The organism is Nonomuraea sp. NPDC050394 (genome assembly GCF_044459065.1).
Classification (GTDB): domain Bacteria; phylum Actinomycetota; class Actinomycetes; order Streptosporangiales; family Streptosporangiaceae; genus Nonomuraea.
Genome location: NZ_JBITIO010000006.1, coordinates 338689 through 364595, shown reverse-complemented (window position 1 = coordinate 364595; position 25907 = coordinate 338689). Strand labels below are relative to the sequence as shown.

The 25907-nt window shown below is 70.6% G+C and carries 26 protein-coding genes and 1 pseudogene; 12 read left to right on the top strand and 15 right to left on the bottom strand.

Translation table 11 applies throughout. The features are described 5' to 3' along the window. The first annotated feature begins 6 nt into the window (after window positions 1–6). Window positions 7–1047, top strand: coding sequence for a LacI family DNA-binding transcriptional regulator (locus ACIBKY_RS25480; protein ID WP_397100065.1), 1041 nt, complete (start codon window positions 7–9; stop codon window positions 1045–1047). Here ACIBKY_RS25480 and ACIBKY_RS25475 read toward each other — a convergent pair. Beyond that, on the bottom strand, window positions 1042–2202 hold the full coding sequence (locus ACIBKY_RS25475; protein ID WP_397100063.1) for a Gfo/Idh/MocA family protein: 1161 nt from the start codon (window positions 2200–2202) through the stop codon (window positions 1042–1044). The two genes, ACIBKY_RS25480 and ACIBKY_RS25475, sit on opposite strands and share 6 nt — an antisense overlap. Before the next feature lie 144 nt (window positions 2203–2346). On the opposite strand from ACIBKY_RS25475, the gene ACIBKY_RS25470 reads away from it, so the two are divergent. The 4 genes from ACIBKY_RS25470 to ACIBKY_RS25455 are packed head-to-tail and all read left to right on the top strand — an operon-like array spanning window position 2347 to window position 6284. Then, window positions 2347–3105 (top strand): SDR family NAD(P)-dependent oxidoreductase, encoded by a 759-nt coding sequence (locus ACIBKY_RS25470; RefSeq protein ID WP_397100061.1) that lies wholly within the window; start codon window positions 2347–2349, stop codon window positions 3103–3105. After that, a complete protein-coding gene (locus tag ACIBKY_RS25465) occupies window positions 3102–4661 on the top strand; it encodes an acyl CoA:acetate/3-ketoacid CoA transferase (protein WP_397100059.1) in 1560 nt (519 codons plus the stop codon). The genes ACIBKY_RS25470 and ACIBKY_RS25465 overlap by 4 nt, the downstream gene beginning before the upstream one ends. 1 nt (window position 4662) lies before the next feature. Beyond that, entirely contained in the window at window positions 4663–5436 is a 774-nt protein-coding gene (locus ACIBKY_RS25460; protein WP_397100057.1) for an enoyl-CoA hydratase/isomerase family protein, read from the top strand. Continuing rightward, on the top strand, window positions 5436–6284 hold the full coding sequence (locus tag ACIBKY_RS25455) for a shikimate dehydrogenase family protein (RefSeq protein ID WP_397100055.1): 849 nt from the start codon (window positions 5436–5438) through the stop codon (window positions 6282–6284). The genes ACIBKY_RS25460 and ACIBKY_RS25455 overlap by 1 nt, the downstream gene beginning before the upstream one ends. Window positions 6285–6340: 56 nt before the next feature. Here ACIBKY_RS25455 and ACIBKY_RS25450 read toward each other — a convergent pair whose 3' ends face one another. Together ACIBKY_RS25450 and ACIBKY_RS25445 are read right to left on the bottom strand one after the other, a co-directional pair. After that, the gene (locus ACIBKY_RS25450; protein ID WP_397100053.1) at window positions 6341–7189 is read right to left on the bottom strand and encodes a hypothetical protein; all 849 of its coding nucleotides are present in this window, start codon (window positions 7187–7189) and stop codon (window positions 6341–6343) included. Then, a complete protein-coding gene (locus ACIBKY_RS25445) occupies window positions 7182–7754 on the bottom strand; it encodes an RNA polymerase sigma factor (protein ID WP_397100051.1) in 573 nt (190 codons plus the stop codon). Before ACIBKY_RS25445 ends, ACIBKY_RS25450 begins: the two co-directional genes overlap by 8 nt. A gap of 149 nt (window positions 7755–7903) precedes the next feature. Between ACIBKY_RS25445 and ACIBKY_RS25440 the strand changes: the two genes are divergently transcribed. The 3 genes from ACIBKY_RS25440 (at window position 7904) to ACIBKY_RS25430 (ending at window position 10208) form a co-directional block, all read left to right on the top strand. Then, window positions 7904–8926: a hypothetical protein gene (locus tag ACIBKY_RS25440; RefSeq protein ID WP_397100049.1), complete on the top strand. Its 1023-nt coding sequence runs from the start codon at window positions 7904–7906 to the stop codon at window positions 8924–8926. Then, a complete protein-coding gene (locus ACIBKY_RS25435; protein WP_397100047.1) occupies window positions 8926–9684 on the top strand; it encodes a GntR family transcriptional regulator in 759 nt (252 codons plus the stop codon). Before ACIBKY_RS25440 ends, ACIBKY_RS25435 begins: the two co-directional genes overlap by 1 nt. Before the next feature lie 122 nt (window positions 9685–9806). Next, a complete protein-coding gene (locus ACIBKY_RS25430; RefSeq protein WP_397100045.1) occupies window positions 9807–10208 on the top strand; it encodes a hypothetical protein in 402 nt (133 codons plus the stop codon). Window positions 10209–10464: 256 nt separating this feature from the next. On the opposite strand, the gene ACIBKY_RS25425 is transcribed toward ACIBKY_RS25430, so the two are convergent. Continuing rightward, complete coding sequence (locus tag ACIBKY_RS25425) at window positions 10465–11049, bottom strand: CGNR zinc finger domain-containing protein (RefSeq protein ID WP_397100044.1); 585 nt, start codon at window positions 11047–11049, stop codon at window positions 10465–10467. 177 nt (window positions 11050–11226) lie between these two features. On the opposite strand from ACIBKY_RS25425, the gene ACIBKY_RS25420 reads away from it, so the two are divergent. After that, complete coding sequence (locus tag ACIBKY_RS25420) at window positions 11227–11802, top strand: GNAT family N-acetyltransferase (RefSeq protein ID WP_397100042.1); 576 nt, start codon at window positions 11227–11229, stop codon at window positions 11800–11802. A gap of 112 nt (window positions 11803–11914) precedes the next feature. After that, window positions 11915–13177: pseudogene (locus ACIBKY_RS25415) on the top strand (nitrilase-related carbon-nitrogen hydrolase); the annotation flags it as partial. A gap of 17 nt (window positions 13178–13194) precedes the next feature. Here ACIBKY_RS25415 and ACIBKY_RS25410 read toward each other — a convergent pair. The 3 genes from ACIBKY_RS25410 to ACIBKY_RS25400 form a co-directional block, all read right to left on the bottom strand. Then, window positions 13195–14259, bottom strand: coding sequence for an AraC family transcriptional regulator ligand-binding domain-containing protein (locus ACIBKY_RS25410; protein WP_397100040.1), 1065 nt, complete (start codon window positions 14257–14259; stop codon window positions 13195–13197). A 914-nt stretch (window positions 14260–15173) separates the two neighbouring features. Further along, complete coding sequence (locus ACIBKY_RS25405; protein ID WP_397100038.1) at window positions 15174–15869, bottom strand: DUF4386 domain-containing protein; 696 nt, start codon at window positions 15867–15869, stop codon at window positions 15174–15176. Between the two features lie 149 nt (window positions 15870–16018). Further along, a complete protein-coding gene (locus ACIBKY_RS25400) occupies window positions 16019–16924 on the bottom strand; it encodes an AraC family transcriptional regulator (protein WP_397100036.1) in 906 nt (301 codons plus the stop codon). A 184-nt stretch (window positions 16925–17108) separates the two neighbouring features. Here ACIBKY_RS25400 and ACIBKY_RS25395 point away from each other — a divergent pair, with 184 nt between their 5' ends. Together ACIBKY_RS25395 and ACIBKY_RS25390 are read left to right on the top strand one after the other, a co-directional pair. Next, entirely contained in the window at window positions 17109–18215 is a 1107-nt protein-coding gene (locus ACIBKY_RS25395; protein ID WP_397100034.1) for an epoxide hydrolase family protein, read from the top strand. 83 nt (window positions 18216–18298) lie between these two features. Beyond that, entirely contained in the window at window positions 18299–18892 is a 594-nt protein-coding gene (locus ACIBKY_RS25390; RefSeq protein WP_397100032.1) for a hypothetical protein, read from the top strand. Here the strand turns inward: ACIBKY_RS25390 and ACIBKY_RS25385 are convergent. The 8 genes from ACIBKY_RS25385 to ACIBKY_RS25350 all read right to left on the bottom strand — a co-directional run bounded on the left by ACIBKY_RS25385 (window position 18889) and on the right by ACIBKY_RS25350 (window position 25833). Next, window positions 18889–19491, bottom strand: coding sequence for an AbfB domain-containing protein (locus ACIBKY_RS25385; protein ID WP_397100030.1), 603 nt, complete (start codon window positions 19489–19491; stop codon window positions 18889–18891). The genes ACIBKY_RS25390 and ACIBKY_RS25385 overlap by 4 nt on opposite strands. 86 nt (window positions 19492–19577) lie before the next feature. Continuing rightward, window positions 19578–20432, bottom strand: coding sequence for a hypothetical protein (locus tag ACIBKY_RS25380; protein ID WP_397100028.1), 855 nt, complete (start codon window positions 20430–20432; stop codon window positions 19578–19580). Window positions 20433–20468: 36 nt separating this feature from the next. Next, window positions 20469–20888 (bottom strand): peptidase inhibitor family I36 protein, encoded by a 420-nt coding sequence (locus ACIBKY_RS25375; protein ID WP_397100026.1) that lies wholly within the window; start codon window positions 20886–20888, stop codon window positions 20469–20471. 290 nt (window positions 20889–21178) lie between these two features. Beyond that, window positions 21179–21331 (bottom strand): hypothetical protein, encoded by a 153-nt coding sequence (locus ACIBKY_RS25370; RefSeq protein ID WP_397100024.1) that lies wholly within the window; start codon window positions 21329–21331, stop codon window positions 21179–21181. A gap of 88 nt (window positions 21332–21419) precedes the next feature. After that, window positions 21420–22277 (bottom strand): sigma-70 family RNA polymerase sigma factor, encoded by an 858-nt coding sequence (locus ACIBKY_RS25365; RefSeq protein WP_397100022.1) that lies wholly within the window; start codon window positions 22275–22277, stop codon window positions 21420–21422. A gap of 30 nt (window positions 22278–22307) precedes the next feature. Then, window positions 22308–22700, bottom strand: a complete 393-nt coding sequence (locus ACIBKY_RS25360; RefSeq protein ID WP_397100020.1) for a VOC family protein — start codon at window positions 22698–22700, stop codon at window positions 22308–22310. Window positions 22701–22782: 82 nt separating this feature from the next. Next, a complete protein-coding gene (locus tag ACIBKY_RS25355) occupies window positions 22783–24282 on the bottom strand; it encodes a ricin-type beta-trefoil lectin domain protein (protein WP_397100018.1) in 1500 nt (499 codons plus the stop codon). 81 nt (window positions 24283–24363) lie between these two features. Continuing rightward, entirely contained in the window at window positions 24364–25833 is a 1470-nt protein-coding gene (locus tag ACIBKY_RS25350) for an aldehyde dehydrogenase family protein (RefSeq protein ID WP_397100016.1), read from the bottom strand. Window positions 25834–25907: the final 74 nt, after the last annotated feature.

Here is a 25907-nt window from a genome sequence, read left to right as displayed (position 1 = left end):
ACACGGATGTCGTCTGAAGGACGCCGGGTCCGGCTTCAGGACGTCGCCGACCACGCCGGCGTCTCCCTGGCCACCGCCTCGCGCATGCTGAGCGACTCCGACTACAAGGGCAGGGCCGCCCTGCGCGACAAGGTCATCGCCTCCGCCGCCGAGCTCGGCTACCGGCCGAACCTGCACGCGCGCGCCCTGGCCAGCTCCACCTCGACCAGTGTCGGGCTCGTCGTGCACGACGTGCGGGACGCGTACTTCGCCATGATCGCCGGAGGGGTGATCAAGGCGGCCGAGGCGCACAGGCTGCTGGTGACCATGGTGTGCACGTACCGGGACCCGCGGCAGGAGCTCAGCTACGTCAGCCTGCTGAGCACGCAGCGCCCCCGGGCGATCATCCTGGCGGGCAGTTCCTTCGTCGACCGGGCGCACACGTCCGCGATGACCTCGCAGCTGTCGGCGTACCAGGCCGACGGCGGCGCGGTCGTCTCGGTGACCCGCGGACGCAGGATCGGTCATCTCGTCGAGGTGGACAACGTCGAGGCCACCCGCCGGCTCGCGCACCTGCTCGCCGACCTGGGCCACACCTCCTTCGGCGTGATCTCCGGCCCCGCCAGGCTCATCGCGGTGCGCGACCGCATGCACGGGTTCCGGCTGGGCCTGCGGGACCGGGGCATCGAGCTGGCACCCGACGCCATCGTGCACGCCGACATGTCCCGTGACGGCGGCGCGCGGGCCGCCCGCCGCCTGCTCGACCGGCCGGACCGGCCGACCTGCCTGTGGGGGGTGGCCGACGTGGTGGCGGTGGGCGCCATGGCCTGGGCCAGGAGCAACGGGCTGCGCATCCCGGAGGACGTCTCCGTCGCGGGCTTCGGCGGCACCCCCTTGGCCTCCGACGCCGTACCCGCCCTGACCACCGTGGAACTCCCCCTCGAACGCATCGGCAGGACCGCGCTGGACCTCGCGCTGCTGCCCCTGGACGAGCCGCGGCACACCGTGGAGATCGGCGGGACCGTGCTCATGCGCGACAGCACCGCGCCCGTCGTCACAGGCTCATGACACCGGGGCCGTGAGCTCCGGGACGTCGATCCAGCGGCGCTCGCGCCACGAGCGCATCGCGAGCTCGGCGAGCTGGACGCCCTTGGCACCTTCCAGCAGGTCCCAGGGGAACTCGGCGTCCTCGGCGACGTGGCGCAGGAACATCTCCCACTGCGCGCGGAAGGCGTTGACGTACTCCTCGTTGCCGGGGACCGGGGACCAGCCGCCGCGGAAGTCGATCGGGTTGGGGATGTCCGGGTTCCACACGGGCATCGGCGTGGTGGCGCGCGACTGGATCCGGCACTCGCGCAGCCCGGCGACGGCGCTGCCCAGCGTGCCGTCGAGCTGCCACTCGCCGATCTCGTCACGGTACGGGCGGGTCGCCCACGACGTGGTGAACTGCGCCACGACGCCGTGGTCGAACTGGAACAGGCCATAGGCGGCGTCCTCGGCCGTCGCCACGTACGCGTTGCCGTCCTCGTCCCAGCGGCTCGGGATGTGGATCTCTCCGTGGCACAGCACCGACCTGACCGGGCCGACGATGTCGTCGAGCACGTAGCGCCAGTGCGGGTACATGTCCAGGATGAGGCCGCCGCCGTCCTGCCTGCGGTAGTTCCATGAGGGCCTGTTGATCGGCTGCCAGTCGCCTTCGAACACCCAGTAGCCGAAGTTGAGGCGGAAGCTGAGCAGGTCGCCGAAGAATCCGCCGTCGACCAGCCGCTTCAGCTTGCGGATTCCCGGCAGGAACAGCTTGTCCTGCACGACGCCGTGCTTGACGCCCGCCGCTTCGGCGAGCCTGACGAGGTCGAGGGCGTCGGCCAGGTCGCCTGCGGTCGGCTTCTCGCAGTAGATGTGCTTGCCCGCCGCGATCGCCTTCCTGACCGACTCGGCGCGCAGGTTGGTGACCTGGGCGTCGAAGTAGATCGTGTCGTCCGGGTTGCCGAGGGCCGCGTCGAGGTCGGTGGTCCAGCGGTCGATCCCGTACCGGCGGGCGAGCGCCTCGACCTTGGCGGCGTTGCGGCCGACGAGGATCGGGTCGACCGTGAGCGTCCGCCCGTCGGCGAGGGTCAGCCCGCCCTGGTCCCTGATCGCGATGATCGATCTGTCGAGGTGCTGGCGGGTTCCCATCCGCCCGGTGACGCCGTTCATGATGATGCCGACTCGGACCTGATCCATGAGCACTCCTTTGACTTGAACTGCAAGCGCTTTCTACCCATCGGCGCAGCTAGTGTCAAGGCAAGCCTGAGTCTTGCGTGCGTTCAGTTTTCATGAGAACGTGCAGAAAATTGAAAGCGCTTCCCGATGAAAGGTGCTGGTCTCATGCCATCGACACCCCTCCTCGACCGGGTCGTCCTGGTCACGGGAGCCGGGCGGGGAATAGGAAGATCCATCGCCCTGGCCGCGGCCCGCGACGGCGCGCACGTCGCCGTCGCCTACCACGCGAGCCGGGCCGGAGCCCACGAGGTCGCCGAGAAGGTCCGGGCGATGGGCCGTGACGCCGACGTCCGGCCGTGCGACGTGTCGGTGCGCGAGGACGTGTTCGCGCTGGCCGCCTGGGCCGAGGAGCGCTTCGGGCGCGTCGACGGCCTGGTGAACAACGCCGGCATCCTCATGGAGTCCGCCTTCCTCGACATCACTCCCGAGCAGTGGGATCTGGTCCTCAAAACAGATCTGTCCGGCATGTTCCATGCGAGCCAGGCCGTACTCCCCGGCATGCTGGAGCGCGGCTCCGGCTCCATCGTCAACATCGCCTCCAGGCTCGGCCAGATGGGCTGGGCCGGGGCCGCCCACTACGCCAGCGCGAAGGCGGGGGCGATCGCCCTGGCCAAGTCGATCTCGCGGGAGTTCGGATCGCGCGGCATCAGGGCCAACGCCGTGTCGCCCGGCGTCACCAACACCGCGATGGGGCGCACCGTGATGGAGGGCGAGGTCGGGCGCAAACGCATGGCCGAGCTTCCGCTCGGCCGCTTCGCCGAGCCGGAGGAAGTGGCCGAATGCGTGACCTTCCTCCTGTCCGACGGCGCCCGCCTCATGCTCGGCCAGACGCTCAGCCCCAACAGCGGCGGGCTGATGCCATGAGCGCCAAACTCCTCACCGTCGCGCAGGCCGTGGCCCTGGTGCCGGACGGCGCCGCCCTGTGGTTCGGCGGATCCGGCGCCGGGCACGGCGTGCCGCAGGCGTTCATCGACGAACTCGCCGCGGCCTTCACCCGCACCGCCGCCCCCCGCGACCTGACCACGGTCCGCGTCGTCGGCATCGGCGACTTCGCCCGGCGCGGCCTGTCCCAGCTCGCGCTGCCCGGACTGACCCGGCGCACCATCGGCAGCAACATCGGCAACGAACCCGACCTCGGCGCGATGGTCGCCGAAGGTGCGATCGAGGCGTACTCCTTCCCCCAGGGCGTGCTGTCGGCCCTGTGCCGCGACATCGCCGCGGGCCGTCCCGGCCATCTCACCCACGTGGGCCTGGGCACGTACGTGGACCCGCGCCAGACCGGCGGACGGCAGAACACGCGCACCACCGAGGACCTGGTCCAGATCGTCGAGCTGGCCGGGCGGGAATGGCTCTTCTACCCCGCGCTGCCCGTCGACGTCGCGGTGATCCGCGCGAGCACCGCCGACGAGGACGGCAACCTCACCTTCGAGCACGAGCCGATCCTCGGCGACTCCCTCGCGCTGGCGATGGCCGCGCACAACAGCGGCGGCATCGTCATCGCCCAGGTCGCCCATCTGACGACGCGCGGCTCGCTCCCGCCGAACCAGGTGCGCATCCCGGGCGCGCTGGTCGACCACGTCTACGTCGACGCCGGGCAGCGGCAGACCTACCGCACCGGCCACTCGCCGTACTTCTCGGGTGAGCTGCGCAGGCCGTACGGCACCGCCGCCCCCACCCCCCTGGACGTGCGCAAGGTGATCGCGCGCCGTGCCCTGCTCGAGTTCCGCCGGGGCGACATCTGCAATCTGGGCTTCGGCATCTCCCAGCAGATCGGCGCGGTGGCCGCCGAGGAAGGCGTGGCGGAACGGCTGACGCTCACCGTCGAGCAGGGCATCTTCGGCGGCGTCCCCGCGCACGGCCCGGACGGCGGCGCCGGAGAGAACTTCCAGGCGCGCCTGGAACAACCCTCCATGTTCGACTTCTACGACGGCGGCGGCCTCGACGTGGCCAGCCTCTCCTTCGCCCAGGTCGACCGGCACGGCAACGTCAACGTGCACGCCTTCGACGACCGGCTGCGCGGCCCCGGAGGCTTCGTCAACATCAGCGCGCGGACCGGACGGCTCTGCTTCGTCGGCACGTTCACCGCGGGCGGCCTGCGCGTCGACCTGTCCGGCGGCCTGCCCCGAGTCGAACGTGAAGGCACCCGGCGCAAGTTCGTCGACGACGTCAGGGAGATCAGCTTCAACGGCCCGATGGCGCTGGGCAAGGGCCAGAGCGTCCGCTACATCACCGAACGCGCCGTCTTCGCCCTGACCGCCGACGGCCTGGAGCTGATCGAGGTCGCCGACGGCATGGACGTGGAGAAAGACGTGTTCGCCCACATGGACTTCCGCCCGAAGGTCAGCGAGCGCCTGCGCCCCATGGACGCCCGCCTGTTCCGCGCCGCCCGCATGGGGATCACCTTCGGAGAAGAGGACTGACATGGCGACGCTGGTCAACGTGACGCACGGGACCTGCGCGGAGATCGAGCTGGACAACCCGCCGATGAACGTGGTCTCCCGCGAGCTGACCGGGCAACTCCGCGCGGCGCTGCGCGCGGTCGCCGGCGACGGGGACACCCGGGTCGTGATCCTCCACGGCGCGGGCACAAGGGCCTTCTGCGCGGGCTCGGACATCGCCGAGTTCGACGAGCTGCACGAGCACGTCGCCGAACGCAAACTGCTGCTGGAGAAGCTCGTCTACCGGCAGCTCGCCAGGCTCCGGGTGCCGTCCATCGCGGCCGTCGAGGGATACGCGCTCGGCGGCGGCCTCGAACTCGCGCTCTGCTGCGACCTGCGGATCGCGGGCGACCAGGCCAGGCTCGGCCTGCCGGAGCTCAAGCTCGGCGTCCTGCCGGGCAGCGGCGGCACCCAGCGGCTGCCGCGCATCGTCGGGCCGGCCCGCGCCAAGGAGATCATCCTCCTGGGCGAGCCGCTCGACGCCGCCACCGCGTTCTCGATCGGCCTGGTCAACCGCGTGGTACGCGCGGGCACGGCGCTGGCCGCGGCCCGGGAGATGGCCGCGACGATCGCCGCGCGCGGGCCGCTCGCCGTACAGGCCGCGAAGGCACTGATCGACCAGGCCGCGGAGCGGCCGCTGGACGACGGGCTCGCGCTGGAGCTCGACGCGTCGGAAGAGATCTTCTCCACCCAGGACGCACGCGAAGGCGCCCGCGCCTTCCTGGCCAAGCGTCCGCCGGCCTTCAGGAAGTCGTGATGCGCACCGTCGCCCTGTTCGGCAACCCGTTGCGGCGGACCCACTCGGCCGTCATGCACAACGCCGCCTTCGCGGCGTTCGGCATCGACGCCCGCTACGAGCTGCGGGAGGTGCGCGAGTCCGACCTGGCCGAGCAGGTACGGCAGGCCAGGGACGAGCAGTGGCTCGGCTTCCAGATCACCGCGCCGCACAAGCAGGTGATCATGCCGCTGCTTGACGAGATCGAGCCCGACGCCCTGCGGATCGGCGCGGTCAACAGCGTGGAAGCCCGCGCGGACGGGCGGCTGATCGGCTTCAACACCGACGTGAGCGGCTTCATGACGGCCCTGCGCGAACACGTGGGCACGGACCTGGGCGGCGCCGAGGTCGTCGTGGCGGGCTCGGGCGGTGTCGGCCACGCCGTGTCGTACGGCCTGGCCAAGGACGGAGCCGGCCACCTCACCGTCCTCGACCTCGACGCCGCGGACGCGCGCCGGCTCGCCTCCCGGTTCGGGGATCTGGCGGCGATCGAGCCGATGGCCTTCGCCGATCCGCGCGTACGGGATCGCCTGGCGGGGGCGGACCTGTTCGTCAACGCCACGTCGGTCGGCATGCTCACCCCGGGCCCCGTGGTGGACGTCGGCCTGATCGCGCCGCGCGCGGCCGTGTTCGACGTGGTCTATCTCCCGCGGCTGACCGAACTCGTGCGGCGGGCCCGCGCGCGGGGCATGCGCGCGGAAGGGGGCGCCGGCATGCTGGTGGCCCAGGCGGCCGCGGCCTTCGGCCGCTGGACGGGCGCGGGCGACGCCACCACGGTCATGCGGGCGGCGGTCGAACCGCTGCTGCGCCGCGACGACCTCGCCCCCTGAGCCGCGTTACGGGCCAAGCGCCGCGGCCATCGCCGGTGAGCCCGCCCCGCCCGCCGTCACCGGGCGGGCAGCCGGTCGGTCCATTCGGCGTCGATCGTCACCCCGCCCTCGGTCAGCGCGATCGCTCCGCTGAGGGTGACCCGGACCGGCGTGTTGCGCACCCTGGCCGTCTCCGGATCCACGACCACGATCGCCCGGCCGGACGAGAGCGGAACCTCCAGGCGCCGTCCGCCGTCGCCCTCGCCGAGGTCCGTGACGTCCGGCAGCGCGGCCAGCGCCCGGTACGCGGCGGCGCGCACCTCGGGCGAGACCGGCGCCTCGCTGATCAGCGAGATCAGCGCCTCGACGGTGAAGCCGCGCAGCTCGGCCGGGCCCGGAGTGCCCGCGCTGGTGCGGATGCCGGCGCCGTCCACCTCTTCCCGGAGCCGGTCGGTCAGGGCCGTCTCCTCCTGCGGCAGGCCGCGCAGCTGCTCGAAGGTCATGCTCAACGGCCCGATCCGGAACGGCTGCGGCTCGCCCGGCCACTTGAAGAGCCCGCCCTCCCCTTTCAGCCCCTCGCCCTTGAGCCAGAACTGCCCGTCGCGCCGGTACCAGTACTCCTCCGCCGGCCCGGCGGGCTTCGTGATGGTCACGTGCCAGTACGTCCCGGAGCCCTCGGGCGTGCTCTCGGCGGCGGTGGCCGCGACAAGCAGGACCTCACGCGCCGAGGACGGCGAAGCGGGCACGATCACGAACGCGGCGGCCGCGGCCACGGCGGCGACCGCCGGGAGCAGCACCCAGCGCGCCCGCCGCCCGCGCGGCCCCCTGCGCGTGCGGGAGGCCAGCTGCGCGCGCCGCCTGGCGACCACCTCCGGGGACGGGCCGGGCTTGGCGAGCACCGTCCGGATCACGTCGAGATCATCCATGGTTGTCCTCCGCGGCCATCGCTTGGTGGATCTTCTTTCTGGCACGGTTGAGCCGGGACCCGACGGTCCCGTAGGAGATGCCGAGGGCGTCGGCCACCTCCTGGTGGGTGAGCTGGGCCAGATAGTTCAGCGTCACCACGTCGCGTTCACCCTGGTTGAGGGTGGCCAGGGCCCTGGCCACGCGCGGCCCCATGCGCTGCGCCGCGACCGCGTCGACCACGCGGTCCTCGTGACTGCCCGCCGGAGGCTCCTCACCGCTGCGGGCCAGGGCCCGGTAGTGGCGCGCCTCCTTGCGGCGGTGGCGGGCGATCAGGTTGGTGGCGATGCCGAACAGCCACGGCCGCAGCCCGCCACGGGCCGGGTCGAAACGTTCCCGGTCACGAAAGGCCAGGCAGAACGTCTCCGCCGCGAGATCCTCGCCGATCTGGACGTCCAGGCGCCCGGCCACATAGAGGTACACCTCGCGGAAGTAGCGGTCGTAGACGGCCGTGAACTCCTCCGCGTCCTGCCGGAAGCGGCCGACGAGCTCGTCGTCGTCCACCCTCCCGGGCGACTCGGTCCTCACACTCTCCCCTTCCCGCCAACGGTTCTTCCTCCTTCCTTCGCCGCAACCGGGCAGAGCTTTCCCGGCTTTCGCCGACGTATCTGGTATAGACCGGATACGGTGGCCCGTGGAATTCGGCGAAGCCCGTAAAGGCCATCGGGAGTGTCTCTATGCGTACGGTTCTTTCCATCGGGGCGGCGGCGGTTCTCGCCTTCACCCTCGCACCCAGCCAACCGGCGGCCGCCGCGGCGTTGCCAGGGGGCAAGACCACTTATGTCGTCTCGCAAGGTCATCTCAAGGCGTCCTCCCGGGAGAACTGGGTCCGCCTGGGCAGTTACCGCTTCGCCGCGAACGGCACCGTGACCTCGTCCCTGTACCTGTGGTGGCAGCGCCATCCCGAGGCCAGGCAGGGCACCGGCATGACCCCGGACGCGGGCTGCAGCACCAAGGCGGGCGGCTCGGGCACGCGGGCGCGTACCTGCCAGGTGCTCACCGCGGGCGGCTTCACCGGCGCGCCCGACGAGACCCGCACCGGGACGTACACCGTGTCGGGGAACGTCGTGAGCATCCGGTGGAAGATCGCCCAGACGTGGACGGAGCAGTGGTTCGTGCGCCCCTCCCCCGACGGGAAGCTGGCGCGGCTGGATCTCAAGTCCAGTTCGCTCGCCACCCACGGCTACGCCTACGGCAGCAACGCCGCGCTCGGCACCCGGCGCGCGATGAGCTCGGTGAAGGCCCACCCGGGCTCGCTCCGTCAGGATCTGACGAGCTGGGCGGGCGGCAGGCTCGTGCCCTCCATCAACCAGCCGTTCGGCCACAAGGCCTTCCGCGCCTGCACGACCACCACGAGCTGCCTGACCTACCTGCAGCCCTCCTCCAACGGCGCCTGCCAGAAGGCCGGCGGCTGCCCCAAGTACGGCGGCGGCACCCGTGCGAACGTCAGCTCCATCCAGTACTACCTCACGAAGATCTCCAACTCCGACCGCCGCGACTCGATGTGGCACTGGTGCACGTGCCTGGCGATGGAGCGCGGCCAGTTCTGCTACACCGGCAACTCCCACGTCAAACCGCTCATGCAGATCATCGACGACAAGGGCGCCTTCCGCGGATGGGTCGGGGCGGAAGCCTCGTTTTCCACCGGCGCGAGAGGAGCGGACATGCTGGCGGTCTTCCGCATCAGCGACTTCCGCTGATGGCCCGCACGCCGCATGACAGCTTCCACGATCTCGCGCTGCCGCCGGACCTCGACCCCGGCCGCAACAAGGGCGACCAGATCAAGGAGATCCTGGAGCTCATGGCGCGCGCCCTGCCGCCGGGCACGCTGCTGCCCTCGGAACGCTCGGTCGCCGAGCGCTACCAGGTGGCCAGGGGTACGGTCCGGCAGAAGATCCAGGAACTCGTCATGCTGGGCGTGATCCGGCGCTCCGGCGGTTCCGGCACGTACGTCGCCGAGCCGAAGCTGCAGCAGGGCACCACGATGGCCTCCTTCAGCGAGGAGATGCGGGCCCGGGGCAGGATCCCGGCCGCCCGCATCCTGTCGGCCCGCACCCGCCGGGCCGGCGCCGCCCTCGCCGGGCGGCTCGGCGTCGATCCCGGCGAACACGTCATCGACCTGCGCAGGCTCCGCTCCGCCGACGGCACTCCCATCGCGATCGAGCACACCCACCTGTCCGCGCGCCGCTTCCCCGGCCTGCCGCGCGTCCTGCGCGATGACATGTCCCTGTACGCCACGCTCAGCGACCGCTGGGACGTGCGGGTGGAGCGGGCCGTGCACCGGGTCTCCGCGATCGCGCTGGGCGAGCGGGAGGCGGCCCTGCTCGGCGCAGCGCCCGCGTTGCCCTCCTTCCTGGTGGAACGGCAGGCCTGGGACCGGCACGGCGCCGTGGTCGAATGGGGACGCTCCACCTACCGGGGTGACTTCTACGACATCGTCTTCGACGTCGGCACCTGACCGAGCCCTCGTCAGAGGCCGCGTCAGGGCGGCGACGGCCCGGTATCAGCGCGGCCGAAGAGAGTGAACGACATGAACGGCTCACCGTTCACCAGAGACTTCACTCCAAGGAGCAGACCACCATGTCCGTCACCCTCACCGACCAGGACAAGCTGACCCTCCGCCTCGCCGCGTGGGGCGCCGTTTCCCTGATGTCGGCCGCCGGCGCCGCCGGTTCCGCCCACAAGGCCGCCACCCACGGCTCCATCGCCCTGACCTCCGCGACCGGCCAGGTCGGGCACGTGATCACCAAGGCGCCCAAGGGCGTGAGGTACGGCAAGACCGTCGCCGAACTCGCCGACCGGGTGCTCCCCGCCTTGACCGACGCCATGAACCTGCTCAGGGGGCAGGATCCGGCCGAGGCCGGCAACTTCCGCCGCACCGTCATCGTCGCCGCCGAAGCGGCCACCCGGACCCAGAAGGCCCCCAGCCCCACCATGGCCGAGATGACCCGCAAGATCACCGAGGCCCTCGACGCCGTTTGACCGGAGACGGGCCCCGTGGCTCAGCCGCCCTTCGTGGCTGTCCTGAGCCGCACACCATTCTGCGGGCGTCCGGCGCCCTGAGGGCGCTCGGCGCTCTGAGGGCGCTCGGCGCTCTGAGGGCATCCTGTGCCCGGAGGGCGTCTGGTGCTTTGCGGGCTTTCGGTGCTCTGTGAGCGTCCGGTGTGGTGACGCGCCGGGGTCATCCGGTGAGCGGCGCACGTCAGCGCCGTGGCCGGGTCGCGCCCGGCCAGGGTGGCTAAGGGGCGTTCGCGGCGCGCCTGCGCTGCCTGTCGCGGTAGCGGCGGGCTTTCACGATGCTGCCGCAGGCACGCATGCTGCACCAGCGGGCCGTGCGGTTGCGCGACTGGTCGTAGAACAGCCATCGGCACTCCGGGTTGCCGCACGACTTCAGCCGCGTCCACGTCTGCGTGAGCACGGCCTCGTGCACGGCGGCCGCCAGCGTCGCGACAACGCCTCCGGGGCCGTCCTCGCGCGGCCGGGCGGTGGCGACCATGGAGCCCTGCCACACGTCGAGGCGTACCGAGGCGGCGTGCGGCGCGGTGACGTCGTTGAACGCGTCGACGGCCGCGCGAGGCGGCTGCTCGTTCAGGGTGTTGGCCGCGGCCATCTCGCGCAGGGCGTCGCGCAGCCTTCTCAGCGCCGACAGGTCACGTGCGGTCATCGGCCGGCCCCCGCTCAGCAGACCCTCACCGGCCAGCCACGCGGTGGCGGCTTCCACGTCGCCCAGGGCGTCATGGCCGTTGTAGAGGTCGTGGGTGTCGACGAACCTCCGCACCACTTCCAGCGCGCCGGGCGCCGCGTTGCCGGGGTCGCCGCTCACGTCGAAGCCTCCTTTGGCCGCACGTCCTCATCACCATCGTATTCCACTTGATGGTAACGGCCTGCTTGTTTTCCGTCACCATCGTAGTTACTTTGAAGGTGACGAAGAAGGTGTTGCGAGCATCGGCCGTTCGCAGTGAGTTTCGGAAGTTATGGCAGGCAAGGAAGGAGCGCCCGCATGACGGATTTCACGACGGCGCCGCTCACACCCGCGACGTGGAAGGACTTCGAGCAGGTCATGGGCTCGAACGGGGGCGCGCGCGGATGCTGGTGCATGCACTGGCGGCTCTCGTTCAAGGAATGGGAGGCCGGCGCGGGAGACGGCAACCGCGACGCGCTGCGTGAGCGCTCGAAACAGCAGCCGCCACCCGGGCTGGTGTGTTACCTGGACGGCGAACCCGTGGGCTGGGTCGGGATCGGCGAACGCACGGAGTACCCGCGCCTGCGGCGTTCACCGGTCACCAAGGACCTCGACGACACGCCGGCCTGGGTGATCACCTGCTTGTTCGTCCGGCGCGACCACCGCCGCCGGCGGCTTCAGGCGAAGATGATCGCCGCCGCGTGCGACTTCGCCGCCGAGAACGGGCAGCACACCGTCGAGGGCTTCCCCGTCGACCCCGTGCCGGGACAGGTCGCGGGCGCGGACAACGCGATGACCGGCATCGCGTCGGCCTTCAGGGAAGCCGGGTTCAAGGAAGTGGCGCGCCGCAAGAAGGACCGCCCGGCGATGCGCCGTACCGTCTCCGGCCCCTGACGGCTACCGCCCGGGGCGTCTCGGTCATGGAATCGGAGAGGTACGGTCGCAGCCTCCGCCACCAGCCCGCACCTAGCGTCGAGCACCGGAAACGACTCCATGGGAGGACCGGATGCGGGACGCGAGATGGCGCTGGGCGTGGCTGGCGGCGGGAGGGCCGCTCTGGCTCCTGGCCGTGCACGGGCGCTACGACATAGCGGTGGCGGCGTGGCTGGCCCCGGTCTTTCTCCTGCGGTTCGTACGGCTGAGCCCGGCCTTCACCGGCTTGATCCTGGTCTGGGTGGCCTCGGCCGCGGCGGGACTGTACTGGATGGCCGAGACCGCGGTCCCCATGACCCCGATCACCGTGCTGGGCGTGCTCGCGCTGGGCACGCTGACGGTCCTGCCGTACGTCGTGAACCGGCTGCTCACCCCGGCGCCCACCTGGGTGTTCCCGGCCGCCATGGCGGCCTGCGGGTTTCTGATGACGCTCCTCAGCCCGTTCGGCACCGCCTTCGGGGTGCCCGCCGCGACGCAGCACGACAACCTGGCCCTGCTTCAGGTCGTCGCGCTCACCGGGCCGTACGGGGTGAGCTTCCTGATCGGCTGGTTCGCGAGCGTCGTCAACCAGGTCTGGGAGCGGCCTTCGTGGCGGGCACCCGCGGTCTACGCGGGCGTGATGCTGGTCGTCCTGATGCTCGGCGGGGCCAGGCTCGCGTTCCTGCCGCCCGGCGGGGCGAGCGTGCGGGTCGCGGGCATCAGCCCGGACACCTCCAGCACGCGGGAACTGCGTGACGTCATCGGCGAGGACACGGCCCCGGCCGACCTGGACCGGATGGATCCGGCCATCTTGCGGACCGCGTACACCAAGGTCAACACGAACCTGCTGCAAAGGACGCGGGAGGCCGCGCGCGAGGGGGCGAAGATCGTCGTCTGGTCCGAGCAGGCGGCGAACGTGCTGGCCGGCGACGAACGGGCGTTCCTGGCCGACGTCGCCGCCGCCGCGCGGGAGAACGGGATCTACCTCCAGGCCGCGGTATCGGCCGGACGGCCCACGGCCAATCGCGTGTACCTGTTCGACCCCTCGGGCCGGCAGGTCTGGGTCTACAACAAGGCCCATCCCATCCCCGGACTCGAGAACTACCCGGCCGGCGACGAGGTGGTGCCGGTGACGGCGACGCCGTACGGGCGGCTGGCCACAGTGATCTGCTTCGACGCCGACTTCCCCGAGCTCATGCGGGTGGAGGCGGACATCATGATCGTCCCGGCCCGCGACTGGGCGGAGATCGGCCCGGTCCACAGCCAGAAGGCGCAGCTCCGGGCGATCGAGAACGGCTACTCCATGATCCGCCAGGCGGAGTTCGGCGTGTCAGGGGCCTTCGACGCGCAGGGGCGGGCGCTGGCCGCGCACGACTACGCGGGCGCCGATCGGCACGTGGTGTTCTCCGACGTGCCGGCGCGGGGTTCCGCCACGCCGTACCGGGTGATCGGCGACGTCTTCGCCTGGCTGTGCCTGGCCGGTACGGCGCTGCCGATCGTCTTCAGGTTGTGGCGGTACTCGCCGGGCGGGCGCCCGAACCAGCGGGTGAACGCGCGGCGGAACGCGCTCGGCTCGGAGAACCCGAGCCGGTAGGAGAGCGCGTCGATGGACTCGCCGCCCCGGCGCAGGCTCTCCAGGGCGATGTCGCGCAGCAGTTCCTCGCGGATCCGGTTGAAGGACGTGCCTTCCTGCCGCAGGAGCCTGCGCATGTGCTGGACGCTGACCGACAGCCGGGCGGCCACGTCCTCGGCGCGGGCCCAGGTGGTCATGTCGCCGCGTTCGATGACGTTGCGGACCCGGTCGGCGGTCGTGGTGCCGTAGTCGCGGTGCAGGAGCAGGTCGGCCGGGGAGCGGCGGATGTAGCTCAGCAGTTCGCGCTCATCGCGCACGATCGGGGCGCCGAGGTGGTGGGCGTCGAAGGTGAGGGCGGCCGAGGGTGCGTCGAAGTCCGGCGCGCGGCCGAAGATGGGGGCGTACTCGGCGCTGTAGTCCGGTTCGGGGAAGGGCAGTTCCAGGCCGGTGAGCGCGATGCGCCGCGCGATGAGCCAGGCAGGGAAGCGGTGCACGAGGCTGAGCATGATCTCGGCGGCCAGGGGCGGGGTGCGGGTCTCGGCGGCGATCTCGATCCGGGCCGTCGAGCCGTCCACGACGAACCTGCTGCGGGTGTAGCCGGTGGTGATCGCCGCGAACTCGACCAGGCGTTCCAGGGCGGTGCGCAGGTCGGGCGCGTGGATCAGGGCGAGGGCGATCATCCGGAACGTACCGGGCGGCACCGGTCCGGGGCCGACGCGCAGCAGTTCGTCGCCGGTGACGTGCCAGAGATGCCGCATCACGTTCACCGCTTCGTCGCAGTCCACGTGCGCGGCGCTCGCCTGCCGTACCTCGACTCCGGCGGCGGCGGCAGCCGTACGCAGAAAGTGGCCCGGAACTCCATGCATCGACATAAGCCCCCTGAGCTGGACCGTAGCATGCGCGTTCCGGTCACATGCCGCGCGAGCTTGGGTGGTGCCGCCGCGAACCTGCCCCGAACTGCAACCCCCGGGAACGAAGGGATGAAGCATGCCGGAGACGGGGATCTCGCCGTGGCGCGGGACACGAAGCGGGTGGTGTTCATTCCCTGAGGCCAGCAGTGAGACGATCGTCTTCGCGATTCCCTGTCTTTCTTGCGGCAGGCCGTAAGAGATCTTGTTCGATATGCGGGAGCCTTCGGCCGGCGAATTCGCACCGAGCCCAGGTGCCCGTATTCGCGGATCAGCCCGCCGGGGCGATCAAGGCGGACGACCTCGACATCACGGGGCAGCGATTCGGGTGATATTCCCGCGCGATTCAGCGGCTCACCGGATAGACTCCACCGTGAAGGCAACAATCACATTGGCTTCATTCGCCGAGAAAGGCCCTTCCCGGTTCGCCGGGCGGGGTCTTTCTCATGCGCGCCGGCCTTCAGGCGCTCCCTCTTTCCTGATTGGGCCGGGGCGAGCTTGATCACCTTCATAACCGTCCCCGCCACGCCGGCCTGCGCCTTTACGTGCACCTGTGGCGTCGCCTGGTGAAGGCCCCGGATTCCCTTGCGGGCTTGCCGAAAGCCGATCTGCACGTTAGGCGCGCGCCGGGACACTGGCGATCGTCATCCACATCGTCATCCACGCGTTTCCCGGTCGCGCGGACGCGTCCGCCGACGACTGCGTCCGCGCGGCCGGGGAAAGGCCGCTCTACGCGCCGTTGGACGCCGAGGCGGACTGGACTCCCGGCCGGGAAGCATCGGCCGGAGGCCGCCGGGCGCTTGGCCGTCGCGGCGACGCCACGCGCGTCCGGGCGCACACCGGGTTCCCGGCGCGCCGGCCGGCCGGGGGTGTCAGGCGCGCCGGGCGACGCGTTCGTGGGCCGCGGTCCATGGCCTGGTGTCGAAGCCCTTGGCGATCAACCAGATGGCCAGGACCAGGCTTTGGAGCGCCAGTGGAGCATTGATGGCCAGGTAGACGGGCGTGACGACGTCAGTCACGCCGACCAGCACCAAGACGCTGGCCAGGATGGCCGCCCCGGCCCCGACAAGACCCCAGGCGGACAACCAGCGAGGAACGAGTCTCGATCGATACAGCATCCCGAACAGCAAGAGGTCCCCGAGACCCAGCGAGATGATCAGCGCGACATGGTTGACGAAGTCACGCGCGGCCCTGAGCAGCTCGCCCATGGTCTCAAGGTGAGCCGCGCCCTGGTGGGCGAATTCCTGGCCCAGCACCAGGAACAGGGGCAGAAGAATCACGCCGATGAAATGGAACGTCGCGGCGATCAGCCTGAATCCGAGGAATCCCAGGCTGAGCGCTTCATTCACCTTCCTCAAGGTGGGGTACAGGCACAGCGCGAACCCGACATAGGCCGGGATCATGATGAACTGGGAAACGGCGCCGACGATGACCTGGTTCTCGTGCGCCGGGATGAGCGCCAGGAAGTTCGATTCCTCGATGACGGGAACGACACTCAGCATTCCCGCGATCATGCCCACGATGACCAGTGCGCCGGCCATGGCGACCGCGCGCCTGTTTACCTTCATAGCACTCTTCTCGTATAGGTCGGAACCCACCCCCACTTACACCGTAAGGGCAAGTGAGGCCGACCTTACCCTTACAGAGTAAGGTTCGCAAGGGCATGGGCGACGCAGGCGCATGTGCCGGTCGTCAGCCGAGTGCCGCGAGGGCTGCCCTAGCTGGGGCGGCGGGTGGTGGAGGGCAGCTCGCCGTACTTCTGGAAGTAGTGGGCGGCGAAGCGGCTCAGATGGGGGAAGCCCCACCGCAATGCCACGTCCGTGACGCTCGTCGACGCGCCGGTCTCGGCGATCGCCCGCAGGTCGGCGTGGGCCTTGGCCAGGCGGACCTCGCGCAGGTACGCCATCGGGGTCGTCTGCATGTGCTCACGGAAGCTCGCCTGCAGGGTGCGTACGCTGACCCGGGCCGCCGCGGCGATGTCACGCGGCGAGACGAGCTCCCCCGCATGGTCCTCGCAGTAGCGGCGCGCCCGCCGGAGTGCCGCCTGACCGGCGAGCGGGGCGGGTTCCGCCACGACGGCGGCGAAGTTCCCGGCGTGCGAGGCGACCATCGTGTGCAGGAGGAACTGCTCCATGTGGTGGGCGGCCAGCGGCGAGGCCGTGAACGACAGCACCCCCTCGGCCAGTCCGCGCAGCGCGCCGCCGAACGGGCCGTCCAGGGCGATCTCCGGCTCGAAGACGGGCACGCGCGGGGACGGGCCGCTGAGGTAGTCCGCCAGCGTCCGCTCGACCTGCGCCTGCGGGACCTGGACGATGAGGACCTCGTGGTTGACGCTCCAGTTCATGACGGGCCGCTGCCCCGGGCCGATGACGGTGATCGGGGTGCAGAGCTCGCGCCGGTCCACGCTCAGCCGCCCGTGGCCTCGCAGCGGCACGTGGATGTAGAAGTCCTCCAGGTCGCGCACGCTCACGCTGATCTCCGCCCCGTAGGCGAGCGTCTGCATCGTGAGCGTCCCCCGGTGCAGCGGCCGGTAGCGCGCGCCGTCCGGGCTGAGTTCGCGCACCTTCAGCCGATGCGGCGCGAAATGCCGCGTGACCAGGTCATGCATCTCATCGACCAGCACGTGGCCCCCCTTATGCCGATGGCGCATATCCTGCCGTTTCCGGAACACGAGGGGAAGCCAGTTGTCTATCCGTAATGCGCGATTACGGACGCGGTTGGCGGATACCCTGCCGTGTCGCGCTCCGGCATGGTGGTTCAGGCGGGCAAGCGGGGGCTCTCGCGCAGCGACCACCACGGAGAAGGCCATGAGCGCGCACATTCAGACATTTCACCTCGATATCCCGGACGCCGCCGTCGACGACCTGATCGAACGGCTCGGCCGTACACGATGGCCTGACGCGATGCCGGGACTGGGGCACGGCATCGCCCAGGAGCGGGTCAGGGAACTGGCCGAGTACTGGCGCCTCGCATACGACTGGCGGGCCGCCGAGGCGCGGCTGAACCGGTTGCCGCAGTTCGTCACGGAGATCGACGGGCAGCGCATCCACTACGCGCACGTGCGCTCCAGCCGCGACGACGCGCTGCCGCTGCTGATCACCCACGGCTATCCGAGTTCGTTCGCCGAGTTCGAGAAGCTCATTCCCCTCCTGCTGGAGCGCGGCTTCGATCTGGTCATCCCGTCGTTGCCCGGGTTCGGCTTCTCGGCTCCGGTGCGCGAGCCGGGCTGGGCGATGGGCCGCACCGCGCGGGCGTGGGCGTCGCTGATGGCCGCGCTCGGCCATGACCGGTACGGCGTGCACGGTGGTGACGTGGGCGCGGGGATCTCCGGGGCCCTCGGCGCGCTGGACGGCGAGCACGTGGCCGGCATCCATCTCGTCACCGACCCGTACACCGCCGCGGCCACCGCGACGTTCCTGCCGTGGGTCTCCCAGAGGCTGAATCCGGACGACGAGGTCGACAAACTTGCTCTCAGCCGCATGGAGGAGTTCAGAAAGGAAGACTCCGGCTATCTGGCCATCCAGAACACGCGCCCGCTGACGCTGGGATTCGGACTGACCGATTCGCCGGTGCTCCAGCTCGCGTGGATCGCCGAGAGCTTCGACGCCTGGACCGACCTGCCGATCGACGTCGATCAGCTGATCACCAACGTCAGCATCTACTGGTTCACCGGCACGGGCCCGTCGGCCGCCCGGTTCCTGTACGAGCAGTACCACGCCTCGGACTGGGGCGCGCCGCCCACCGTGCCACAGGGATACTCGGTCTTCGGCGCCGACCCGACCGTACGCCGCCTGCTGGAGCCTGCCGAGAACGTGCACTGGGTCGAGCACGAGCGCGGGCGCCACTTCCCGGCCATGGAGGCGCCCGGGCAGCTCGCCGAGGACCTGTCGGGTTTCTTCGACGGGCTCAGGTGACGCGCGCGCCCCGGTCCCCGATCGTGACCTCGTGCTCCCATGCCGGGCGCGGCTGGAGGTGCAGGCGCCAGTAGTGCTCGGCGATGGTCCCCGGGGTCGAACGCGGTCCCGGCGGCGACCACACCACCCACCGTGATGCCCGCCACGTGTACGCCCGCCGGGCCGTACTCCTCGTCGAGTGCGGCCACGAGCGTGCGGAGCCCGGCCTTGCCCAGCGACAGGCTGAGGTATCCGGCCTTGGGCTCCGGCATGCCGCCGGTGACCAGGAACGTGCCGCCGCCGGAGCGTGCCATGCCGGGCAGCACGCGCGCGGCCGTGACCAGCGCGCCGCCCACGTTCACCGCCCACCTGCCCAGGTGGCCGTCGAGCGACAGCTCCCCCGGCCGGTCGGGCCGGATCACCGCCGCGTTGTAGACCACCACCTCCGGCACGCCCCCGTCGTCGCCGTCCGGCACATCCGCCTGCTCCTGGAGGCCGGGCTGCCGACCGTGGTGATCGGCCGGCTGCTGCGGTGCATGCACGACGACGGCGGCAGGGCCGTACCGACGCCGTGCCCCGGCATGGTGAACCAGCTCCGCCGCGAACGCGCCAGGATCGCCGAGACGATCGGCAGGCTGCGGACGTCCCAGAGAGCCTTGGACGGGTTGCTGGGCGCCATGGCCCGTTCGGGGATCTAGCACCACAGGCAGGCGTGAATCAGATGGTGAACGAACGTGGCGTCCTGCCGGATGGTCATCCGTTCGTGCCGCATGTCGCCGAGGTGGAAGCGATAGTTGCTGTGCCGGACGAACTGCGTGGGGAAGTTGTACGACTGCAGCGACACGCTGGACAGCGGCTCGCCGGCATCCCCGGCGATCCCCGGCCACCACTCGTAGAAGGACGCGTCCTTGGTGAACTGGACGTGGTCCGGCGCTCCGGCCGCCGGGAGCTTCGAGATCCGCATGCGGAAGTTCTGGTGCCGGATGTAGTGGTCGGGATAGTTGTAGGAGTTGTACGAATGGCTGCCGAATCCCGCCAGCCCCGGCTTGTTGCCGAACAGGAAGTCCGCCTTCCACGGGTCTCTGGCGACCTCCGCCACAAGGCCGGCCTGCGACATCGGGAGGGGCCTGGTCCAGGTGGGGCAGAAGTCGAGATCGAGCAGGAAGTCGCTGTGGCGCAGGCATTGGCCACGGGGGAAGGAGGCTTCCATCACGGACCACAGCACAGGCGCGCTCGTGGTCGCGGGCGTGGAGACCGACAGCAGGACCGCGGCCATGGCCGCCTTGACGATGAACATGAGCTCACCGTCCGGCCCGGTTTCCGCGGGCGCCAGAGTACCCCCTTACTCAACGGGCGGCGTCCTCCGGAGAATGACCGGCCGGATCACCGCGCGGCGATGACCTGGCGGGCGGCCTCGAGCTGGGCGGTCTTGACCGACCTCAGCGCCTGGAACTTCTTCGGATGCGTGCGGATGGCGTCGTTCTGGATGCGCTCTTCCGCCGCCGCCCACGTGGACACGAGGCCGGTTCTCGCCTTGCATGTCACGTCGGCCCGAGCCGCTCTGATCTCCAACGCGGATGGCGCCTTCGTCGACCAGCGCCTGTCGGTGATCGCCGCGAGGGGGTCCGGGTAGTGGAAGCCTTCGCCGGCCATACACGCGCTCCAGGCCCGGAAGGCCCGGGTGACCTTCTCGTCGCGCTGGGAGGCGTCGAAGGCCGAGTAGATGGTTTCGCTGAAGAAGGCGCCGTCGGCCTCCGGGACTCGCGCCGTCAGCCGGTCGCGCGCTCGGTCAAGGCATTCCCCTGCGGCGTCGCGCACCTTCGGCGGCGCTCCGGTGATCCGTGTTTCGAGGTCACGGGACTTGTACGCGGCCACCGCCGGCCGGTCGGCGGGAAAGTGGTAGCCGAAGACGTCCGCCACCTCCGGCTCGATGACACCGTAGCGGCGGCGGTGCGGCGGGGCGATCTCGCTCTCGGCGGGACCCGGAAGCGCCTGCCAGGCGAACCCGCGCTCTCGCATGCAGTCGCCGACGAGAAGATCATCGGCGACCTCAAGGGTCATGATCTCGGCCGGGCTGAAGTTGTAGGCGTCGAAGGGAAGGACGAGGCGCCGCGCTTCCGGAACGGCGACCCTCGGCTGAAGCTTCGGCGGCGCGCCTGCCTGCTTCGCCGAGCACGCGCAGGCCGCTCCGGCGAGGAGCACGAGCGCCGAAACCGCGCGCCATCGCCGGAGCGACATATTCAGATCTCCTTCTGCTCTTGATACCCGAAGGTGTTACAGCCTGTAGAGCGAGGAGGTCTTGTTGTCGAAGCCGTTGTTCGTCAGGTCCTTGTCCTGGCTTTCGGCCCGTGCGGTGTAGCCGGGCGAACCGGAACAGTTCGCGCGGTCGTAAAGCCAGACGGATCGGTCATAGGTGTTCTTGATGGAACTCGCCCAGTTGTTGTAGGCACTCGGGAGATTCCCGCAACCGTCGGCCGCGAGCGTGATCTGAATGTAGGGACGGCCGGTGAAGCCGTCGTGCTCATAGAGACACACCCGGTTGTTGTCGCACGGGAACCTGTCGGCCGCGGCCGAGACATTGTCGATGACTTCGACGGTGGCTTCGGGAGTGGCCTGAGCGGGCGACGCGAATGTTCCGAATCCCATAATGCCCAGCGACAGAGCGCCTGCGGCCAGAGCAATCTTGCGCTTCATGAGAATCTCCTTCATCTTTGGCAGGCCATTCAGACGGAGACTCCGAGCCATCCACGGAAGGCTCTGCAATGAATACTCGTCCCCGCCTTCGAGTACTTACCGAGACTCTACGGATGGAAATATCTTCATGTAGTGCTCTGTCAACCTCATGCCAAATGGGACACATGCCACTTCTCACCGTGGAACCTGAGACGTGAGCACTCTGTCGAGGCGGCCGCCGTTGGCTGGTTCTGCCACTGAGCGGGGAACAATCCATCAGGTGACGCGGCCGGACGATCCAGCCGGGCTTTCTACAGGTCGCCGATCTTCGGGATGATCTCCGTCAGGATCCAGAGCGCCAGGCCGAGAGCGAGCAGGTTGATCCTCGGCGCCGCGACGTTGAGTGCGGCGAGGACGAAACACGCAAGGGCGAGGATGAGCAGGATCAGGGTCACGGTGGCCATGGTGTCTCCGTTCGCTGGAGGGTTGGGCACTCCTGCGCTGCCCGGCGTTCCGGGGTGTAGTCGCGGGCCGGGAACTCACCCCCCTCGGTCAGCCCTCGTGGGGACCTGGCAGGTCCAGGGAGGCGAGCCTGGCCGGGTCGGTCACGATCGTGATGGCCGCGATCCTGCCCCCCGCGACGGTGAACGCGATGAGCGAGAGCGGGGCGCCGTCCTCTCGCCACGAGACGATGCCGGGCCGGCCGTTGACGAGCACGTCACGTCCCCGCGCCGCCGCGGTGGCCGACAGCCGCGCTCCGGCGGCGACCTTGGTGGCGCCGAGGACGACGACCACGCCGTCCGCGGTGTCGACGGTCAGCTTCACCTCGGGGTCGAGCACGCGCAGCAACCCCTCGAAGTCGCCGTGCCGGGTCGCCGCCAGGAAGGCCCGGACCACCTCCCGCTGTTCCCGTCTGGCTTCGGGCGGCCGCCCGGTCGCCCGCACCTTCCTGCGGGCACGGCTGGCGAGCATCTTGGTGGCGTCGGTGGACTTGCCGAGGATCTGGCCGATCTCCTCGAACGGCACCGCGAACAGGTCGTGCAGCACGAACGCCAGCCGCTCCCCCGGCTTCAGCGAGTCCAGGACGACGAGCAGCGCCAGGCCGACCGAGTCGGCGAGCGCCGCGTCGTCCTCCGGCGCGGGGCCGTCGTCGGCCGTCACCACGAGTTCGGGCAGCGGGTCGTCGTAGGCCGCCTCGGGGCGGGTCTGGCGGGCTCGCAGGATGTCGAGGCTGATCCGGCCGACCACCGTGGTGAGCCAGCCGGCCAGGTTGCCGATGGCCGCCGGGTCCTGGCGGGCGAGCCGTAGCCAGGCCTCCTGAACCGCGTCCTCGGCGTCGGCGTGCGATCCGAGGACCCGGTAGGCGAGCGCGCGCAGCCGGTCACGCTGGGCTTCGAACACGTCAGTCACCTTGGCCCCCCTTCCCCGGATCCGCGGACGTCAGCGGTTGACGCGGTGCTGCTGGCGGAGGGAGATCCGGTTGCCGTCCGGATCCACCGCCTCGATGCGAACGCCGAAAGGGTAGTCCACGGGCTCGGGCGCGTCGAAGGTCACGCCTCGCCGGCGGAACACCTCGAAGTCCTTCCTCAGGTCGTCCGACTCGAGGATGAGCGGACCGGGCGCGGCGCCCGGCTCGGCCGGTTGTCCCGAGGCGGGCGCGTGCTTCCAAAGAATGATCTTGACGGGGGTTCCGGGGACTCCGACGGTGAGGAAACGTCCGTCGGGGCCCGGAAAGTCGGCGTGCTTCTCCAGTCCGAGCCCCTCGGTGTAGAACGTCAGCGCGCGGTCCTGGTCGGTGACGTAGACCGTCACGTACATGATGGTGGTCAGCATCCTGCTCTCACTCCCTGGTCGGTCGACGAGTCGTCGCCTGTATGACGGGAGCCGGCGGGAAGAGGTAACAGAACCGCCAGGATCAGCCGCGCCACCACTTCTGGTTCGCGCCGCCGTGGCACTCGTACTGGATCAGCGCCGCACCGCTGCCGCCCCAGTCCTTGACGTCCACGCACTTGTTGGACTGCGGGTTGACCAGGTCGCCCGCGCCGCTCAGCACGAACTGCTGCGCGGGGTTGCCGCTGCAGTGGGCGAGCTGGATGACGGCGCCGTTGTCCCTGGAACCCCAGGCCACGTCCATGCACAACCCGAAGGCGCGGATGGTGCCGTCGCCCGGGAACGTCCATCTCTGCGCGGGACTGGTGTTGCAGTCCCAGAGCCACAGGGCCTGTCCGTCGGCCCCGTTGCCGTAAGGGACGTCGATGCACTTGTTCTGCCAGCCGACGATGCGGCTCGTGCCGCCTCCTCCGCCGGTCGTGGTCAGGCTCAGGCCGTACGCGCCGAGGATCTCGTTGACCGGCTGGAAGAAGGTGCTGCCGCCGCCGGAGCAGTTGCCCGACGCGCCCGAGGTGACGCCCTGTGCCTGGTCGCCGCTGATGAAGGCGCCGCCGGAGTCGCCGCCCTGCGCGCACGCGGAGGTCTGGGTGAGCTGGTACACCAGGGCGCCGCCGCCGTAGTCGACGGTGACGTTCTTGGCCTGGACGACGCCGCAACGCCAGCCCGTGGTACGGCCGGAGCGGCAGATCGAGGCGCCGACCACGGCCTCCTGCGATCCGGCCACCACGGCGCTGCCGCCGCCGTAGTTGTTGACCCACGGGCGTGGCGTCCAGTCGCCGTTGGTGCGTACCCAGCCGTAGTCGTCGCCCGGGAAGGAGGAACCCGCCACGGTGCCCTGGCTGACGTTGTTGTAGCCGAGGGTGGGGCTGCCCGCGCCGCCGCAGTGACCGGCGGTGACGAAGCCGCCGTTGCTGACCGCGAAGCCGACCGAGCAGAGGGTGTTGCCGTTGATGACGTACTGGTCGCCGCCGCGGAGGTCGTAGAGGGTGCGCGGCTGCTGCGAGACGGTGATCCGCACGTCCCCGGCGGCCACTCCGGCCTTCTTCACGAAGCGTTCGGCCGAGGAGATGTCGGCGGCCGACACCACGACGGTGTTCCCCGCCGGGTCGACGTGCCAGGAGTGGACGTTCTCGCCGGGTCCGGCCTGGTCGAGCCTGGCCTTGGTGGCGGCGAGGTCCTTCTCGCTTCTGGAGACCTGGACGGGCAGGGCGCCGGCCGTACGGACCAGGCCGGCGTCGCGGGGGGTCAGGACCGCGACGGCGAGCCGTCCTTGAGCGGCGTCGAACCAGGCGCCGGCGAAGCGGTCGCCGAGACGGCCGCGCACCTGGCGCTCCACCACGGCCGCGGCGGCCTCGTGCGCCTGCCGGACCCGGGCCTGCGCGGGGGTCAGGCCCAGGTCGCGCCGGAGAGCCTGGTCGGCGGTGGAAGTGTCGGGCGGCGGCGTCGGTACGGCATGCGCGGGGGACGACGGGACGATCACGAGGGCGGCGAGGAGCGCCCCGCCGGCTAACAGGGTGAGTCTCACGGCAGGTCCTTCTTCGGGGGGTGGCGGACTCGGCGTGAGAGCGCTCTCTCGCTGTGAGCTTTACAGCCACTTCACTCGAAGTCAATGCGCGAGATTGATGTAGACGCCCTTGACCTCGGTGTAGACCTCCAGCGCGTACGCCCCCATCTCGCGGCCGAATCCGCTGTTCTTGAAACCGCCCCACGGCGCCGCCGGGTCGGGGGTGTGGAGCATGTTGACGAAGACGGTTCCGGCCCGGATGTCGGCCGCCAGCCGGTGGGCGGTGGTCAGGTCGCCGGTCCAGATGGAGGCGGCCAGGCCGTAGGAGCTGTCGTTGGCGCGCCCGGCGAGTTCGGCGGGGTCGTCGTAGGTGAGGACCGACATCACCGGACCGAAGATCTCCTCCCTGGCGATGCTCATGTCGTCGCCGACCCCGGCGAAGACGGTGGGCCGGTAGAAGTAGCCGCCGGCGAGCGGGCCGTCCGCGCGGGCGCCGCCGGTCAGCAAGGAGGCCCCGGCCGCGACGCCCTCGCGTACGTACCGGTCGACCCGGTCCAGGTGTCCGGCGCTGATCAGGGGGCCGGTGTCGGTGCCCAGGACGACGCGCCCGGCCAGGTCCGCGGCTCGTTCCGTGAACTCGGCGGCCCGGCGGGCGTCGACGTAGAAGCGTGAGTACGCCGCGCACACCTGGCCGCTGTTGAACATGGCGCCCTGGACGCACCCGGCCACGGCCCGTTCCATGTCGGCGTCGGCCGCGACGATCACCGGGGTCTTGCCGCCGAGTTCGAGGGTGACGCGGGCCAGGTTGCCGGCCGAGGCCCGCAGGATGGCGCGGCCGGTCTCGGTGGAGCCGGTGAACGACACCTTGTCCACGCCGGGGTGGGCGGCCAGGGCCGCGCCGGTGCCGGGGCCGCCGGTCAGGAGGTTGACGACTCCGGCCGGGACCCCGGCCCGCTCGCACAGCTCCATCAGCTTCAGCGCGGTCAGCGGCGTCTGCTCGGCCGGTTTGATCACGACCGTGTTGCCGCAGGCGAGCGCCGGCGCGAGCTTCCAGGCGAGGATCATGAGCGGGAAGTTCCAGGGCGTGATGAGCGCGCAGACGCCCACCGGTTCGCGGCGGGTGTAGTGCAGGACGTCGGGCAGCGACACCGGGATCGTCGCGCCCTCGATCTTGGTGGTCCAGCCGGCGAAGTAGCGGAAGTGCTCGGCGGTGCCCCGGACGGAGATCTCCCGCGCGACGCCGGGCGGCTGGCCCTGGTCGTGGCTCTCCAGGCGGGCGAGTTCGTCGGCGTGGGCGTCGATCAGGTCGGCCAGATGCCACAGCAGGCGGCCGCGCGCCGACGGTGACATGCGCGCCCAGGCGGGGTCGTGCAGCGCCGTCCGGGCCGCGGTCACGGCGTCGCCGACGTCGGCGGCACCGGCGTCGGCGACCGTGCCCAGTTCGGCGCCGGTCGCCGGGTCCAGGGTGGCGAACTCGCGGCCGTCGGCCGCCGGGCGCCACGTGCCGCCGATGAACAGCCGGCCCGGGGTGCGCAGCCGGGGTGGGGAGGAGCCCTCCAGCGTGATCGTCATGACCCGAGCATGAACGCGAGGCGCCGATCGCGCCTTGTCCGGGGGCATCCATTCGTTGCCTGTTCATGTACGGT